Below are 14875 nucleotides of genomic sequence, written 5' to 3' on the forward strand. Positions count from 1 at the left end.
AGGATCCATCAGCCGCGCAACCGTCGCTCGTGCTATGGCGAGCTGATCCAGATCGATGGCAGCGATCATCGCTGGTTCGAAGATCGCGCGCCGGCGTGCACGCTGCTGGTGTTCATCGACGATGCCACCAGCCGTCTGATGACCCTGCACTTCACGGCCACCGAATCGACCTTCAGTTATTTCGAGGCAACGCGCCGCTACATCGAGCAGCACGGCAAGCCCTTGGCGCTGTATAGCGATAAAGCCAGTGTGTTCTCGCTCAACCGGGGCTCGCGCAAGGCTGACAAGGGGGTCACGCAGTTTGGCCGGGCCTTGTACGAGCTCAACGTCGAGACCCTGTGCGCCAACAGCAGTCAGGCGAAGGGGCGCGTGGAGCGTGCCAACTTGACCTTGCAGGATCGGCTCGTCAAGGAATTGCGGCTGCGCGAAATCGACACGTGGGAGGCCGCGAATGCTTATGCGCCCCACTTCATCGCCGACTTCAACGACCGTTTCGGCAAGCGCGCGAAGAGCGACTTTGACGCGCATCGTCCGGTGCGTGCCGACGAGGATCTCGATTCGATTCTGACGGCACGCGAATCTCGTTGCGTCTCGGCCTCGCTGACGGTGCAATACGATCGCGTGATGTACCTGCTTGAAGATTCGCCGGCGACGCGCGCCTTGATCCATCGCTATCTCGATGTGTACGAGTACCCGGACGGGCGCATCGAGATTTGGGCGAATGGCGCGGCGTTGCCCTGTCGACGTTATGATCGCCTGTCCCATGTCGACCAGGGCGCTGAGGTCGACAACAAGCGTCTTGGACACGTCCTTGCGCTGTCGAGGCAGGTGCAGATGGAGCGCGACAATCGCCCTATCAAGTCAGCGCCCTCACGCACCAATCGGGGCGAAGAGGTGCGCCCGAAGATGCGCGCCAACAACACGCGCAAGCAACGCGAACTCAAGCAGATCGACCTGAACGCGATGATGCTCAGAAGTGCCGAAATGCGGGCAGCCTCGGTGGGGAAACTGTCTTCTTTGGAAGCAGGAACCGACCCCAAACCGGACATTTCAATTTAGCCGGATATCGGACATTTCAAATTGGCCTCGACATTGCGCGTCAGAGCTTAGTAGAGACGTCGCGTTTATACCGCAACATCCACCTATACTTAATAGCCGTTCTTCACCGAATAATTCAAAAATTGTCATCTTTTTCAACGATTAGTCGAAACCTTGAAACTCAGTGACATGGCAGTGCCAGACTACCTGGATGCGCTCATCGAGCGCGTCCGCGTCAAACGATAAGAGTCATCGCATGATCGAAAACTACCAGGACCTTCCGCCGAAACTATATGCCGGCGACATCGACGAATGCTTCGAGTTTCTCGATGCACGCCGCGCCACTGACAGCAACAGCGCCGATTATTGGCATTGGCGAGCGGTAACGCATTTGCGCGCGCAGCAATTCGAGAAGGCGCTCGACATCTGTTTTTATCTGACGCGCGAGTCGGATGTCTTCGGCTACCAGATTCACTGTCTCGCCGATGCCTGCTCCCACTTGGGATTGAAGGAAACGGCGCTCACCGCCATTGATTACTTCGGAAAGAAGCCGACGACGCCGGCCATCAGCGCGTTTTTGTGGCGCGTCTACGGCTGGCACTATTTCGGCGAGGATCAACGCGTACTCGATTTAAATGCGGATGGCGTCGACGAGCATTCCGTCTACGTGCTCGGCCATCACCAGGCACGCAGCCAGATGCGGCTGCACGGCATCGAGCACGGGGTTGCGGCGATGCATCGATGGTGGTCGTCGCCAGAAGCGCGGCGCGTGCTCTTTCCACATGTGAATCTCGACGGATACTGGAGCGGCCAGCGTGAATTGCCCGCGCGTATCACCGTCAAGTCGATTGCATCCGGTTACGGGGATCTTATTCAATGGGTGCGCTATCTAGGCGCGCTGGAAGTCATGGGAGTGAAAGTCGAGTATGAAGACAGCCGGTTCAGGCTCGTCATTCCCGAATCCGAACACGAGGCGCTTGCTGCCGCGATGCGCGCGGCCGGCTTCACGCGCGCATCGGCGGAAGGCGACATGTGGACCGATCCCTTCGCGCTCTTCACGTCCCTCTTCCCAGCGCTCGGCCATATGCCGTTCGGGCGCTATATCGAGCCCGCAGAGCCGGATGCGGCCGACGCCATTCTCGACACGATTTGGCATCGCGCGCGCGGCAGGCGCTGCGTCGGCATCTTCTGGTCGTCGTCCGAATCGCCGGACAATTTCGGTCATCGGAGCCTATGTTTGCCCGATCTCGACGCGCTTTTCGACCACTCCGGCGACATCTACTGGGTGATCATGCAGCGCGGCTTCGAGCGCAAGCGTTGGCTGGACGACCCGCGTTCACGCAATCTCAACCGTTTCACGACGCTCGATTCCAATACGACTTTCGCGCAATCCATCGCCCTGCTCGACCGGCTCGATGCGTTCGCCGGCAACGATGGCAGCCTGGCGCACATCGCGGGCGCGCTCGGCAAACGCAATTACTTGCTGCTCAATCAGGTCGCTGAATGGCGGTACGAACACGATCCGGCGGTAACGAAGTGGTATCCGGCCACGCGGCTCGTACGCGCCAACGAGTTGGGGGGATGGCGTGGCTTGGCGGATAGCCTGGGGCGTCTGTTGAATGCGGATGCGCGCTGATTTGCGCATCAAGCGAAACGCAGCGCCAACGTCTGCGGCACTGGACTGCGCCGGGTAAGCGCGCAAGCGGGCATTTCTTCGCTGGTTCCGCGAACGTACGTTTCCAGCTGCTCGATCGCGAACTGCTGTTCATCGATCAACTGCCGCACCATGTCGCCGATGGAAACGATCCCCATCAGCCGGCCGCATTCGATCACCGGCAAATGACGGACATGGCGCGTGGTCATGAACGCCATGCATTCGTCGGTGCTCGTGCGCAGGCTCACCGACAACACGGGCGCACTCATGATTTCGCACACGGTCGTATTGCGTGATGCCTTGTCCTGCAAGATGACTTTGCGCGCGTAGTCGCGCTCGGTGACGATCCCGCACACCGTGCCGTCCGCGCGCCCTCCCACCGTGACCACGACCGCACCGACGCCGGCCTTCGACATCAGCACGACCGCATCGAACACGCTCGCTTCGACGTCGATGGTATGCACCGTGTCATCGTTCTTGGCCTTGAGTACTTGCTTTACCGTTGCCATGCTTGATCTCCTTCGCGCAGCGCGCGGTTGGGTCGGATTGCCTGAAAAGTTGGAAAGACGGGTTCAGCCGAAGTCGAACAGATCGCCGAGAAACGACTTCTTCTTGCGTGAATGTCCATAGTTCGAGTGCGAGTCGCCATAGCGATGGTCGTCATAGCGCGGTCGCACGCGATGGTCGCGATCGTCGTCCTCGTCGCGCCACGCTTCGCGCCCTGCCGTTTGCTGCGGCGAGACCTGTTCGTCGCGCTGAATGAGCCGGTCGAGTTCGCCGCGATCGAGCCACACGCCGCGACAGGACGGGCAATAATCGATTTCAATGCTCTCGCGCGAGGTCATCAGGAGATCCGTCGCGGGACACACGGGGCATTTCATGTCGAATCCTTTCTTTTTGCTTACGATGACCCAAGCCTATCGCAGCATTCGACATTGAAAAACGTGAATTTTCAGAGGTGTCGGTTCGTAAAAACCGAAGTGAAGCTCTTTTTCAAGCGCCTGGCGAAGCGCACCACGCGCGCCACATCTGCCGATACGCCGCTTCCAGATTGCGCGTGAAGCGCGGTGCATCCATCATCGGCGAGCGTTCGAGCCTTGCGCGCAGCGTCGAGCGCAACTCGGTCAAACGCGGCAGATCGTTGGCGAGGCGAGTCACGACATCGACGTACGCCGCGTCGTCATGAACCACGAGCTCGCCGATGCCAAGATTCATCAGCAGGCTCAGACCCGCGCGGCTGACCGACGTGTCGCCCGCGCGCGATGGCACGGGCACGCCCATCCACAAGGCGTCGAGGCTAGTCGTGTGGCCGTTGTACGGATAGGTGTCGAGGCCGATATCGATTGTTTGATAGGTCCGCAGATAATCGACGCGCGACTGATATCCCACGTACCGAACGCGCGACAGATCGACGCCCAACGCGCCGAGACGCTCACTGAAACGTTCGCGCGGGCCCGGACCGGCTAGCAGAATGAAGCGCGCATTGGGCACGGCGGCGAGTATTGCCGCCCACATGCGCAACGTGCGCTCGGACGCCTTGCACGGATTATTCAGGCATCCGAATGTAATATGACCGTTGCGCCACGCTGGCAATGCATTCACGTCCGGTGCATTCGGCGACGTGACGCGCGGATCGAAACACCAGAACGTCTCGGGCAACCACACGGTTTCTTCGCTATAACGATCCGCGAGATCGGCCGTGTCGCGCGGATCGATCCACGGGTCGGTCAGGCGATAGCGGATGGCGCTGCTGCCCGTCGTGCCCGGATACGCGAGCCATTGCACTTGCACGGGCGCCGGTCGGCGTGCGAACAATAATGGCCGGCCGCGCGACATGTGCATCGTCAGATCGACCAATACGTCGATGCCATCGTCGCGAACGAGTTGCGCCAATTGCTCGTCGTCGAGCGCGTGAACGTCGCGCCAGGTATCGGCCATCGGACGGATCAGGTGTGTTATCGCGTCGGGCGTTTTAACACTGGAATAACAATAGATCTGGTACGCCGCGTGATCGTGTTGCGCGAAGACCGGCGCGGTGAACATGGCCTGGCAGTGTCCGTCGAAGTCTGGCGCGACGTAGCCAATTTTGAGCCGTCGCTCAGAATCGCGATTGTTGGTATGGACGATGTCATGGCGAAGCAGCGGCGCTTCGTGTCGCGCGGCGAAGCGCAAACATTCTTCGAGAATTTCGCGTGGCGTTTCTGCGTGATAGGTCAGCGCGTAGTTGAGATTTCGATGCACACATTCATCGTTCGGTCCGCAATCGACGGCGCGACGGAAGCTTTGGATTGCCTCTTCCATTGCGCCCATATCCTTGAGTACGCCGGCGAGATTATTATGAGCCTCGGGAATATCGTCTTGGATTGCTATTGACCTGCGCAGGATTGATTCAGCCGTTTCAAGGCGACCAAGACTTTGCAAAATGCGGCCAAGATTGTTATGCGCTTCGACGTGATCCGAACAGCATTCTATTGCCCGGCGATATGTCCGTTCAGCGTCGTTCAGGCGATCTTGATGACCATAAAGTATGCCGAGGTTGTAGTGGATATCGGCAGCATCGGGCGCCAGAATCAACGCCTCGCGGTATTCAGCCTCGGCATCGCAAAGGCGCTCCAGCTTTTGAAGCGTATAACCGAGTGTGGTTCTTGCCTGTACGTTATCCGGCTCCAGAATGAGAACTCGACGATATATGCGTTCCGCATCCTCCAACGAATCGAGTGCGTGGTAGGCATTGGCCAGCCCCATAAGCGCATTCGTGTCGTCCGGACAAATCGACAATGCCGCGAGAAATACTGCTTGCGCTTCTTGCACGCGTTGCAGCTTATGTAAAACCGCGCCGAGACCGACGTGTGCCTCCATGTAGTCTCGTCTGAGTTCGACGGCGCGCCGGTAAAACGCCTCAGCTTGCGCAAAGTCTTTCAGATCGTTCAAAACCTGAGCGAGATTAAAATTTGCTTCAGCAAAATCAGGGCGACACGCCACGGCTTGCCGCAAAGCCGCCTCCGCTTCCACGAGGCGTCCTGATTCACGCAATAAATTACCCAGATTGTTGAATGCGTCCGCGTAATTTCCTCTAGCAGCAATTGCGCGTTGAAAGGCAATTTCAGCCTCAGCCAATCGACTTTGACTCTTCAAGAGATTCGCGAGATTAAAATGTGCGTCGGCAAAATCGGCGTGCGCGGCACACGCCTGACGAAGCGCGGCCTCTGCCTCCACAAGACGTCCCTTTTTGACAAGCAGATTACCGAGATTGTAATGAGCCTCCGCGAAATCAGGACGAATGGCAATCGCCTCGCGATAGACAGTTTCCGCATCATCCAATCTGCCTCGCAGCATCAGCAAATTACCGAGGTTGGCATAACCGCCGGCGTATTGAGGATCTTGCGCTACCGCACGACGCCAATGCGACTCGGCCTCGTCGAGTCGATTCAGGCGATAGCAACACACCGCGGCGAGATTCAGCGCTTCGGTATCCGCATACGGCTGATTTATTTGATAACTCAGCGCTTCAAGCGCTTCAACGAACCGCTCGCTGGCGTAAAACGCCGCTGCTGCGCCGTATGAATCGGATTTGGCGGACATGCTCGGGCACGCAAAAGAAAACGGACCCAAAGATAACAAACCACCGGTCCGAATTCGTCAATAACTATAAAGAAACGTCCTCGCCTGCAAAGCGATTCCCCTACTCACGCCCTCTCGTGGTGCACCGCCCTTCGCTCCTTCGACTTGCGATCTATCTCAAAACCCCGCAAGCTCTCGCCTAAGCGCGAACCAACGCCGCGCATTGTCCAGAACCCGAGGCGCCCATGTCCGATAAATCGATGAGTGAAGAACGCAACGGCTCCGACACGCCCGACCTCCTCTATCTGCTTCAGGGCGCGGACGATTTCAGCCACTTCGTCTTCCCCGATAGCGAAGCGCTTTTCAAGAGTCTTGCGCGACGGCAAGCACCGCACACGCTTTTCATCACGTGCGCGGACTCGCGTGTGTCGCCCGAGATGATCACGCAGACGCGGCCCGGCGAGCTCTTCGTGTGCCGCAACATCGGCAATATCGTGCCGGCTTATGGGGAGATGCTCGGCGGCGTGTCGGCGGTAGTCGAATACGCGGTGCTCGCATTGAACGTGCGGCAGATCGTGATCTGCGGCCATTCCGACTGCGGCGCGATGAAGGGCCTCGCCTCGGGCGCAACCATCGCCGATGAAATGCCTACCGTGCACGCGTGGTTACGCAACGCAGAAGCGGCGCGCAGTGTGGTACGGGCGCGAAAACTCGAACACGAGCGCATGGTTCAGGCGATGGTCGAAGAAAACATACGCCTTCAACTTACGCATTTGCGTACGCATCCGGCAGTCGCGGGACGGCTCGCGCTTGGCCAGCTTCAAGTGCAGGGTTGGGTATACGACATCGGGCAGGGAAAGGTATCGATCTTCGACGAACACGGGGGCGGCTTCCAGTCGATTGCCGAAGCGCGCTTGCGCCTGCTACGAGAACAGGCGCGTTGAAAAACATGGGAATGGCGGAGTCAATATAGGGCTGACGCCGCAACGAACGATTACTGCACGCCCTTCTTCGACGCGAGATCCTGAGCCATCTTCAAGTGATCCTGGATCGTCGGCAACGCCTTTTGCGCCGCTTCCTTCAGCTTCGCGTTCTGGCCGCCGTCTGCTTCCTTCTGGAATAGCGCCACTGCCTCCTGGTGGCCCTGCACGCCAACTTTCTGGATATATGCGGTATCGAATGCCTTGCCGTGCAGTGCCTTGAGCGAGTCGATCGCGGAAGTATCCGAGTTGTCCTTGGGCACGGTCACGCCTTTGGGCGCCGCCATTTTCAGCTGCACGGTCAGCTTGGTATGGTCGACGATCATATGACGCGCGAAGCTCTTCACGTCCTTGTCCTGCGAGTGCGTCTGAGCAAGCTTGGCGGCATCGATTTCCGTCGATCCCGAAGATGACGCGCCCTGCACGAAATCCTTGTCCGGTTGCGTAAGGTCGTTGGCAAGCGTGGTGCTGGCAGCTTCGGTTTGTGCAAAGCTCGCGATTGGCGCGGCTGCTGCAAGCGCGGTGACGATCATAACGATATTGCGTTTCATGTGGCCTCCTGTGGCGATTGGTGCTACCTGTTGTCAGCAATGCAGGTGCCACTCAATGTTTTTCTGGCAGATTCGAGAATGCGTGAAGCGGAATGTCGCTTGCTCGAACTTGATAAACTGGTCGTTCATTCCATCTTCTGCCCGATAGAAGCCATGCCTGTCTACGATTACGAATGCGCCGACTGCGGCACTTTCGAAGCAAATCGCCGTATCGCCGAACGCGATGAACCCGCAGCCTGTCCACGCTGCGGTGAAACCAGCGCGCGCGTCACCATCGGCGCGCCATCGCTTGGACGCGGCGGTAACGGCGGCGCCAACGCGAGCGAAGATTCGGGGAGCTACGGCATGCGCCATCGCGGCGGTTGTGCGTGTTGTGGCTGATCGTTGCACGCGTGTCCACATGCGTTCGGGCACGGCCATTGCAAAAGCACGAACCCGTGGCGGGCGGCGTATGATGCACGGGACAGGCGCGTAGTTGTGCAGCTTGAGTCGAGTATCAGCGTCATTGCCGTTGCGCGACCTGAAGCGTGGATCACGAGCATTGCGGTCCACGTGCCTCAAACGAACAACCGGAGGTAATAAGGATGACGATAGAGTTCAGTGGGCGGCGTCACGTCGTGGCGGCAGCGCGAGTTGCGTTCGAAGCCAATGTAGATGGACGTGAAGTCTGGTGCAGCGTCTCTCTCGATGCGCTCAACGATCACTTCGGCAATACCGGCACCTCTTCCCATGCCATCCTCAGCGCGTTCGAAGGCGGACGCGTCGAAATCGAAGATTCAGCGCGGCGAGCGCTCGAACGCAATCACGGCCAGTCCGTGGAACTCGAAACCGGCGACTTCAGGAACAGTACGAAGCAATAGCAAAACGCGTACGCGTTGCATCGGGGCGGCGGCGCCGCCTCGGTGAACGAATCGACGCTCGATGCACTTATCAGTGCACGTAAAAACGCGTCACCGCATCGAAAAGACGCCACACGGGGCACGGCATTCTGAAGAATCCGTCATAGCCGGCGTTCAACAAAACGTCGCGTGGGTCGCTGCTCTCCTCGGCCGCGAACGCAATCAACATCTGATCCAGCGATGCCTCCCTGCCACATTCGCGCAACGCGCGTACAAGTGCATGGTCGTGCTTTGCCAGCACCTCGTGCGCCTCGTTCACGCGTGTATCGATGAACAATACCTGCGGCCGCCACATGTGAGCGAAATGAAGCGCGCTTTGCGCATCCGCAATCTGCACGGCATCGAAGCCACGCATGGCGAGCATCATCGCGAAAGACTCGCCGACATCGGACTCGGAATGCACGAGCATTACGCGTCGTGGATCGCTTTCCACGGCGGTACGCTGATTCCAGATTTCGCTGCGCCCGGGGCGCGTGTTGAAGGGTCGTCGGTTCATGTCGGAATGACGCAATGATAAGCACCGCGCCATTTACGTGAATTAGCAAGGACGAGGCCCGCACTTCGACAAAAGCTCAGCGGGCGGCTAGCAAGCCGACGATCAGTCCACCAATTGCCGCTAGTGCAATCGACTTCCACGGGTTGTAGTGCACGTAATCGTCGGCGCCTTCGGTGACGTCGCGATAGCGCATCGCAACGGCGTCCTTTGCGCGCCGCCCATGCTCGATGAACTTGTTCTTGGCCGCCTGCGGATGAAACCGGCTACCTAGATGCTGCGCCGTGACTGCTGCGGGCTGCGCGAGCACGGCCGGACTGTCGCCGCCTTCCAGCACGCTGCCATGCACGTGCCGCGACGGATGCGACGGATGCGCCGCGTGCGCCGGTCTGTGCGGCGCGCCGGGCGAGAGTGGAATCACGCCCTGATGCTGTTCGAGACCGGGCGTGAGCGCGGACCCGAGTGCGCCTTGCACGCGCCTTTGCCGAAGCGGCAGCGATTCGCCCGATGCCGCAACTCCCTTCTTGTTGCCGTTTGCATTGTCCATGGCGCTCTCCTTTTTACGTCGTCCCACCAAGTCATCAAGCCTGTCGTGAAGCCCATATCACCCTTACGCAAGAGTCGCACCGAATGGGCGCCGCGGCAACTCGCTCCTGACGATATGGCGCCACGCGATATCGACTCAATCGCAATCTGGCTCACATATCCGTGAGAATTGCTCGTTTGCGACGCCCACACGGCCAGCCTACGATTCGGCGAACAAGAACGAAGCGTTTATCGGTAATGCGGGCTTGATGCTGCATGATTCGTTTCACGCCGCGCAGAAGCATCCGCTCAACAAGCGCCGATACCATGGCTTCGCTCTTCCCTCTCTTGCGAAGCCCGCCATGAATCCCGTCAATCTCGTCCAGTTGTTCATCCTTGCCGCGCTGTGGGGCGGTTCGTTCCTTTTCATTCGTATCGGCGTAACGGATTTCGGCGTGGCGCCGTTGATGGCCTTGCGCGTCGGCATCGGCGCAGTGTTTTTGTTTGCGGTGCTCATGCTTCGCGGCCGCATGCGTCAGGCACTCACCACGATGCGCGAGCGCGCATGGCCGCTTCTGATGGTCGGCATTCTCAACTCGGCCGCACCGTTTTGCCTTTTCGCCTATGCGGAGTTGACGCTGTCGGCTGGCGTCACTTCCGTCATCAACGCGACGACGCCGCTGTGGGGCGCGCTCGTCGCCTACATCTGGCTCGACGATCGCCTGAGCAAGCTACGCATTGCGGGACTCACCATCGGCTTTGCGGGCGTGCTCGCGCTGGTTTGGGATCAGATGTTCGTCCACGATGCCGGCGCCGCGACCGTTGCACCGCTCGCCACTGCGCTCGCCGCCCTGGCCGCACTGGGCGCGACATTGTTCTATGGGATCGCCGCCAGTTACACCAAGCGGCATCTCATGGGTGTCGATTCGTTGATCGTCGCGACAGGCACCATGAGCGCCGCGACGCTCGTCCTGCTGCCGTTTGCGCTGTTCTGGTGGCCGACAGCGAGCGTGTCGATGCACGCGTGGGGCGCGGTGCTCGGATTGGGCGTGGCATGCACAGGCGTCGCTTACATGCTGTTCTTCCATTTGATCGCCGTGGCTGGGCCCGCTCGCGCGATTACCGTGACCTTCGTCATTCCAATCTTCGGAATTCTGTGGGGCGCGCTGTTTCTCGCCGAACGTGTATCGGTCGGGATGGCGGTGGCGTGCGGAATCGTGCTGATCGGGACAGGGCTTGCAACGGGCGTGGTCAAGCGCGTTGCGTGGCCGCGTGCACGACGCGCAGCGGCGGCGAAGCAGTGACGCCAGGAGCGCGTGGCTTTACCGCCAGAGATGGACGAGCGGGCCATCTTCGCCGGCCACGGGATCGTCATGGGGAAACGGCAACGCTTCCATCGCTTGTCGCTCCGCCTCGCTGATGCCTTCGCGGCGGATGTCCCACTGCTGTCCCGGCGGATAGGCGCCCACCACTTGAAAGCGCCGACCACTCGTCAAAAGACAGTGCCCGGTGCCGGCGGGAAGAACGATGGCATCGCCTGCGCGGATCGCGATGACTCGGCCTTTCGGCCCGCCGATGATCAATTCCGCCTCGCCAGAGATCACGCCGAGCGCTTCGTGCGCGGTCGAGTGAAAGTGGTGATAGTCGAAGACCCCGTCGCGCCATTGCGGCGGCCAGCCGTTTTGCTGAAAGAGAGATTCGAAACGGCCGGCGATGTCGAACTCGCGCGAGTCGATTGCATTACGCCAGACGAGAACCGGCGAGCGCGTGTTATTCGGTACCCAGCCGTTTTGCGCCAGCATGAAAGATTCGTAGCGCGCGTTGGCGGCAAGTGAGGTTTTGGTTTCATGGGACATGACGTGATCCTCCGGGTCTGACGACGGAGGAGCAACGTGTGTTCCAACGAAGTCATGGCGTCTCCTGCCGCCCTCACAACCATTACGCATCAATGCCCGTGCCAATGCCCATAACCGCCCACGCCGATCCCCACTGAAACCGCCGGCGCCGCGTAATAACCGGGGCCGTAGGCATAGCCATACGCCGGTGCATAGCCGTAAGCGGGCGCAGGCGCATAGCCGTAAGGCGGCGCATAGATGCAGCCGCCAAGCCCCGCCGCGATGACTATCGCAGTTGCAGTCGCGAGCGTTCGAACCGCACCTCGCTTACCGTGTTGTCGATTAATGTTTTTCATGATCGATGCGACTCCCCGTTCGTCTCGCTTACCAGCGGCGATATCCATATCCACCGTGATGCGCGTACCAGTCACGCCGGTTCCAGTACCGATAGCCGTCCCAATACCGGTCGCCATGCCATCCGACGATGACAGCAGGGCCATGCGCGACGACGACGGGCGCCGGTTGATAAGCGACCACGGGCGGCGATTGATACACGACCGGAGGCGGCGGAGGCGGCGCGGCATAAACCGGCGCGGCGGGCGCCACATATACAGGCGGAGGCGGCGCATAGACCGGCACCGGTACACCCAGATTGACGCCGACGCTCACACCCGCCAGCGCCGATCCACAAGCAAGCCCCGCACAAGACGCGATACCCAGTCCGATGAGACTCTTCGCGTTCATGTTTTCCTCGTCCGAAGCGACCGCGCATCGCAGCCATGAATCCATGTTAGCGACGCCTTCGCAGGCTTGAGTTACAAGCGCTGTAACAGATGTGAACGCTGAAATGAAGCTTGCAGTGCCCTGTTGAACCCGTCAGCGGGTTGCGCGCTCGTATCGTGCATGGGATATTTCCGGCTCGATAAAAAGGATGCCGGCCAATGGACCTCTTGCGCAGCATGCGAATCTTTGTCCGGGTAGCCGAGGCGGCAAGCTTTACCGTCGCCGCGCAGCACATGGACATTACGACCGCGCAAGCGTCGCGCGCGATCACCGAACTCGAGTCGCATCTGCGCACGCGTCTTTTGAATCGCACGACGCGCCGCGTCGCATTGACCGATGCTGGGAATCGCTATCTGGCGCGCTGCAAGGAAGTGATCTCGCTGGTCGACCTCTCTGAAGCGGAAGCCAGCGACGCGCAAGTGTCGCCAAGCGGCGTGTTGCGCATGCACGCGCCGATCACCTTCGGTCATCACTATGTCGTGCCGGCGCTTTCTCAGTATTTGGAAGAGCATCCGCTCGTGCGCGTCGAGTTGACCTTGTCGCAGCAGGTGCCCGACATGCTCGACGAAGGCTACGACGTCTTCCTGCAGGTCACGAGTTCGACGCTGCCCGACTCCGCGCTCGTCTCCACGCGTATTTGCACGATGCCGAGCGTGCTGTGCGCATCGCCGAACTATTTGCGGCGGGCCGGCATGCCGATGACCGTGGAAGATCTTTCGAAGCATGCGTGCCTTCAACTCGTCACGACATTCTTTCCGGTGGATCGATGGACGTTCGAAGGCACGCAAGGAAAGGTCGATGTCGAACTTCCGCCTGGCCGCCTTCGCGTGAATTCCGCCGATGCACTCGCCGTCGCGGTGGCCAATGGTCTGGGTATCGCGCCTTTGCCGATGTTGTCTGCCCTGCCCTCGCTTTCGAATGGCGCGCTGGTGCGCGTGCTGCCGGACTGGGAACTGCAAAAGATGACGGTGTATGCAATGTACGCTTCGCGCCAATACCTCGATGCGAAGATCAAGACTTGGGTAGCGTTTCTGCGTGATTACGTCGAGGCCAAACTGGAAGCTAGTTTTGGAGAACGGTACGACATCGACAGGTGAAGTAGATGTTCGAAAATCCGACCATTAGTTGCATGTTTGTGCTGAACGAGCCTGCACCTCGCAGGCTCGTCGTCTCAAACTGTCTTGACTTGCGTGGCCACTATCGGAAAAAGCTTGCCCTTGAACAGGGCCAGCACGGTCCCGACGATGAGACTCGCAAATACCACGTTCGCCACGATGAAAGATGCCGGAGCCAGCCAAAGCAGCGGACCTGCTGCGCCGCGTTCCAGCATGCGGATCGCCATCGTCGGCAACGCTGCCACGCCGAAGCTGAACGCCCAGTATGAAGGCGTGAACGATTGCTGACGAATCCACGGCAGGAGCCGCGTGAGCATCATTGCCTGATACAGACCGTAGCCGAGCAGCATGTAAGCGAAGAGATCCGGCACGCCATGCGTGATCGCGAGATACGACACGCCTCCCACCACCGGCGGCGCGAGCTGGATGCCGAGCGTGGGACGCAGCGCGTCGGGCAGCGGATCGTGTACAGCCGCGCGATGCATCACGATCGATTCGATCGCGAGCCACGAGAACACACCCGCCCCGAAGAACAACGCGCCGATCTGCGTCCAACCCAGACTCGCTGCCGCCGTTCCCGCGACGAAACTTGGCGCGACGGTCGGCAGATAGATGGCCGGCGTCGTCAGTTCGGGCTTCCGGCCGCCTTGCCAGAAGCGTCCGTGAAGATAAGCGCCTAGGCCGAGCTGACTCACCACGCCCGCGACGAACAACGCGATCGCTAATTCTCGCGAAAAGTTCTGCACCGCTTGCGCCGCGAGCAACGTCGATACAGGCGCGAGCGCGGCGAACGACGACTGCACGGGATGCGCCATCTCGGCGATGGCGGCGTCGCGCTCGACAAGCCACTTGCGTGCATACGCGATCATCAAAGCGAGCCAAACCGACAGCGCGCCCGCGGTCAAGAGCGGCGGCACGACGGCCGGAATCGCCCAGACATGCGCCGCCGCTCGCCATGCGCCCGCCAAGGCCAGAAGGCCCACCGCGATGCCGAAAAAAGCGACCGGCATCGGTTGACGCTTGTTCATACCATCATTGGTGTCCATTGCCCTTCTCCGTGAATGCGCGGGTAAGAACGCGTGCTGCGCTCTTGTGTCCGTCGATGGAGAAAGCTTAGGTCCGTCAGGCCGTTACGCGAATGTCGCAGCGTCTCGATTGACTACTCGATCGTCTCAAAGACAAGAGGTATCGGCGAAATGGGCTGTCTTTGGACCGTGGATTTGCAGACAGTGCCTGGCGCAGGGATGGCCAATGGCGAATGATGCGGATGGCATGCAAAGCACCACATGCAAAATGCCAAGCGCAAAGCACGATTCGCTCTACACACAGGAACAATGCAGCCGACGGCATCCCGCCAAGGAGGGACTGCGGCAAAACAGGCGTGGGCACCAAGTCCGCCGCGTGTCGAACGCAGAAAGCCATCACGTCACGATCCGGGACA

General features: G+C 59.9%; 17 protein-coding genes. 7 read left to right on the forward strand and 10 right to left on the reverse strand.

All coding sequences use genetic code 11. The annotated features are described in order from the left end of the window. Together NCT03_RS07750 and NCT03_RS07755 are read left to right on the forward strand one after the other, a co-directional pair. A partial coding sequence (locus NCT03_RS07750) for an ISNCY family transposase (RefSeq protein WP_250492408.1) occupies positions 1–1059 on the forward strand: 1059 nt, incomplete at its 5' end. A gap of 235 nt (positions 1060–1294) precedes the next feature. Next, positions 1295–2674, forward strand: coding sequence for a hypothetical protein (locus NCT03_RS07755; RefSeq protein ID WP_250492409.1), 1380 nt, complete (start codon positions 1295–1297; stop codon positions 2672–2674). Between the two features lie 8 nt (positions 2675–2682). Here the strand turns inward: NCT03_RS07755 and NCT03_RS07760 are convergent, their stop codons facing one another. The 3 genes from NCT03_RS07760 to NCT03_RS34075 form a co-directional block, all read right to left on the reverse strand. After that, positions 2683–3201 (reverse strand): CBS domain-containing protein, encoded by a 519-nt coding sequence (locus NCT03_RS07760; protein ID WP_250492410.1) that lies wholly within the window; start codon positions 3199–3201, stop codon positions 2683–2685. A gap of 63 nt (positions 3202–3264) precedes the next feature. Continuing rightward, complete coding sequence (locus NCT03_RS07765) at positions 3265–3573, reverse strand: TFIIB-type zinc ribbon-containing protein (protein ID WP_250492411.1); 309 nt, start codon at positions 3571–3573, stop codon at positions 3265–3267. 112 nt (positions 3574–3685) lie between these two features. Continuing rightward, positions 3686–6274 (reverse strand): tetratricopeptide repeat protein, encoded by a 2589-nt coding sequence (locus NCT03_RS34075; RefSeq protein WP_350030142.1) that lies wholly within the window; start codon positions 6272–6274, stop codon positions 3686–3688. Between the two features lie 224 nt (positions 6275–6498). Here NCT03_RS34075 and NCT03_RS07785 point away from each other — a divergent pair, with 224 nt between their 5' ends. Continuing rightward, positions 6499–7197: a carbonic anhydrase gene (locus NCT03_RS07785; RefSeq protein ID WP_244827862.1), complete on the forward strand. Its 699-nt coding sequence runs from the start codon at positions 6499–6501 to the stop codon at positions 7195–7197. A gap of 50 nt (positions 7198–7247) precedes the next feature. On the opposite strand, the gene NCT03_RS07790 is transcribed toward NCT03_RS07785, so the two are convergent. Further along, positions 7248–7784, reverse strand: coding sequence for a DUF4142 domain-containing protein (locus tag NCT03_RS07790; RefSeq protein WP_250464641.1), 537 nt, complete (start codon positions 7782–7784; stop codon positions 7248–7250). Between the two features lie 153 nt (positions 7785–7937). Here NCT03_RS07790 and NCT03_RS07795 point away from each other — a divergent pair, with 153 nt between their 5' ends. Next, a complete protein-coding gene (locus NCT03_RS07795; protein ID WP_244828022.1) occupies positions 7938–8165 on the forward strand; it encodes an FmdB family zinc ribbon protein in 228 nt (75 codons plus the stop codon). Positions 8166–8368: 203 nt separating this feature from the next. After that, a complete protein-coding gene (locus tag NCT03_RS07800) occupies positions 8369–8644 on the forward strand; it encodes a DUF1488 family protein (RefSeq protein ID WP_244827860.1) in 276 nt (91 codons plus the stop codon). A gap of 70 nt (positions 8645–8714) precedes the next feature. Here NCT03_RS07800 and NCT03_RS07805 read toward each other — a convergent pair whose 3' ends face one another. Beyond that, positions 8715–9179: a response regulator gene (locus tag NCT03_RS07805; RefSeq protein WP_250492415.1), complete on the reverse strand. Its 465-nt coding sequence runs from the start codon at positions 9177–9179 to the stop codon at positions 8715–8717. A 76-nt stretch (positions 9180–9255) separates the two neighbouring features. Beyond that, positions 9256–9723: an ElaB/YgaM/YqjD family protein gene (locus tag NCT03_RS07810; protein WP_244827858.1), complete on the reverse strand. Its 468-nt coding sequence runs from the start codon at positions 9721–9723 to the stop codon at positions 9256–9258. A 340-nt stretch (positions 9724–10063) separates the two neighbouring features. Here NCT03_RS07810 and NCT03_RS07815 point away from each other — a divergent pair, with 340 nt between their 5' ends. Beyond that, a complete protein-coding gene (locus NCT03_RS07815; protein WP_250492464.1) occupies positions 10064–11005 on the forward strand; it encodes a DMT family transporter in 942 nt (313 codons plus the stop codon). Positions 11006–11023: 18 nt separating this feature from the next. Here NCT03_RS07815 and NCT03_RS07820 read toward each other — a convergent pair whose 3' ends face one another. From NCT03_RS07820 to NCT03_RS07830, 3 genes are all read right to left on the reverse strand, one after another. Next, on the reverse strand, positions 11024–11557 hold the full coding sequence (locus NCT03_RS07820) for a cupin domain-containing protein (RefSeq protein ID WP_250492416.1): 534 nt from the start codon (positions 11555–11557) through the stop codon (positions 11024–11026). 89 nt (positions 11558–11646) lie between these two features. Then, positions 11647–11892: a hypothetical protein gene (locus NCT03_RS07825; protein WP_250464633.1), complete on the reverse strand. Its 246-nt coding sequence runs from the start codon at positions 11890–11892 to the stop codon at positions 11647–11649. Between the two features lie 28 nt (positions 11893–11920). After that, the gene (locus NCT03_RS07830; RefSeq protein ID WP_250492465.1) at positions 11921–12280 is read right to left on the reverse strand and encodes a hypothetical protein; all 360 of its coding nucleotides are present in this window, start codon (positions 12278–12280) and stop codon (positions 11921–11923) included. Between the two features lie 197 nt (positions 12281–12477). Here NCT03_RS07830 and NCT03_RS07835 point away from each other — a divergent pair, with 197 nt between their 5' ends. Beyond that, the gene (locus NCT03_RS07835) at positions 12478–13416 is read left to right on the forward strand and encodes a LysR family transcriptional regulator (RefSeq protein ID WP_250492417.1); all 939 of its coding nucleotides are present in this window, start codon (positions 12478–12480) and stop codon (positions 13414–13416) included. Positions 13417–13490: 74 nt separating this feature from the next. Here the strand turns inward: NCT03_RS07835 and tehA are convergent, their stop codons facing one another. Next, positions 13491–14480: a dicarboxylate transporter/tellurite-resistance protein TehA gene (gene tehA, locus NCT03_RS07840; RefSeq protein WP_250492418.1), complete on the reverse strand. Its 990-nt coding sequence runs from the start codon at positions 14478–14480 to the stop codon at positions 13491–13493. Positions 14481–14875 lie beyond the last annotated feature (395 nt).

It is taken from the genome of Caballeronia sp. GAWG1-1 (assembly GCF_023631465.1).
In the GTDB taxonomy this organism is placed as follows: domain Bacteria; phylum Pseudomonadota; class Gammaproteobacteria; order Burkholderiales; family Burkholderiaceae; genus Caballeronia.

Excerpts from the sequence above, each read along its gene's own strand:
- NCT03_RS07755 (WP_250492409.1), top strand. The coding sequence starts at position 1,295 with ATGATCGAAAACTACCAGGACCTTCCGCCGAAACTATATGCCGGCGAC.
- NCT03_RS07760 (WP_250492410.1), bottom strand. The coding sequence starts at position 3,201 with ATGGCAACGGTAAAGCAAGTACTCAAGGCCAAGAACGATGACACGGTG.
- NCT03_RS07765 (WP_250492411.1), bottom strand. The coding sequence starts at position 3,573 with ATGAAATGCCCCGTGTGTCCCGCGACGGATCTCCTGATGACCTCGCGC.
- NCT03_RS34075 (WP_350030142.1), bottom strand. The coding sequence starts at position 6,274 with ATGTCCGCCAAATCCGATTCATACGGCGCAGCAGCGGCGTTTTACGCC.
- NCT03_RS07785 (WP_244827862.1), top strand. The coding sequence starts at position 6,499 with ATGTCCGATAAATCGATGAGTGAAGAACGCAACGGCTCCGACACGCCC.
- NCT03_RS07790 (WP_250464641.1), bottom strand. The coding sequence starts at position 7,784 with ATGAAACGCAATATCGTTATGATCGTCACCGCGCTTGCAGCAGCCGCG.
- NCT03_RS07795 (WP_244828022.1), top strand. The coding sequence starts at position 7,938 with ATGCCTGTCTACGATTACGAATGCGCCGACTGCGGCACTTTCGAAGCA.
- NCT03_RS07800 (WP_244827860.1), top strand. The coding sequence starts at position 8,369 with ATGACGATAGAGTTCAGTGGGCGGCGTCACGTCGTGGCGGCAGCGCGA.
- NCT03_RS07805 (WP_250492415.1), bottom strand. The coding sequence starts at position 9,179 with ATGAACCGACGACCCTTCAACACGCGCCCCGGGCGCAGCGAAATCTGG.
- NCT03_RS07810 (WP_244827858.1), bottom strand. The coding sequence starts at position 9,723 with ATGGACAATGCAAACGGCAACAAGAAGGGAGTTGCGGCATCGGGCGAA.
- NCT03_RS07815 (WP_250492464.1), top strand. The coding sequence starts at position 10,064 with ATGAATCCCGTCAATCTCGTCCAGTTGTTCATCCTTGCCGCGCTGTGG.
- NCT03_RS07820 (WP_250492416.1), bottom strand. The coding sequence starts at position 11,557 with ATGTCCCATGAAACCAAAACCTCACTTGCCGCCAACGCGCGCTACGAA.
- NCT03_RS07825 (WP_250464633.1), bottom strand. The coding sequence starts at position 11,892 with ATGAAAAACATTAATCGACAACACGGTAAGCGAGGTGCGGTTCGAACG.
- NCT03_RS07830 (WP_250492465.1), bottom strand. The coding sequence starts at position 12,280 with ATGAACGCGAAGAGTCTCATCGGACTGGGTATCGCGTCTTGTGCGGGG.
- NCT03_RS07835 (WP_250492417.1), top strand. The coding sequence starts at position 12,478 with ATGGACCTCTTGCGCAGCATGCGAATCTTTGTCCGGGTAGCCGAGGCG.
- tehA (WP_250492418.1), bottom strand. The coding sequence starts at position 14,480 with ATGGACACCAATGATGGTATGAACAAGCGTCAACCGATGCCGGTCGCT.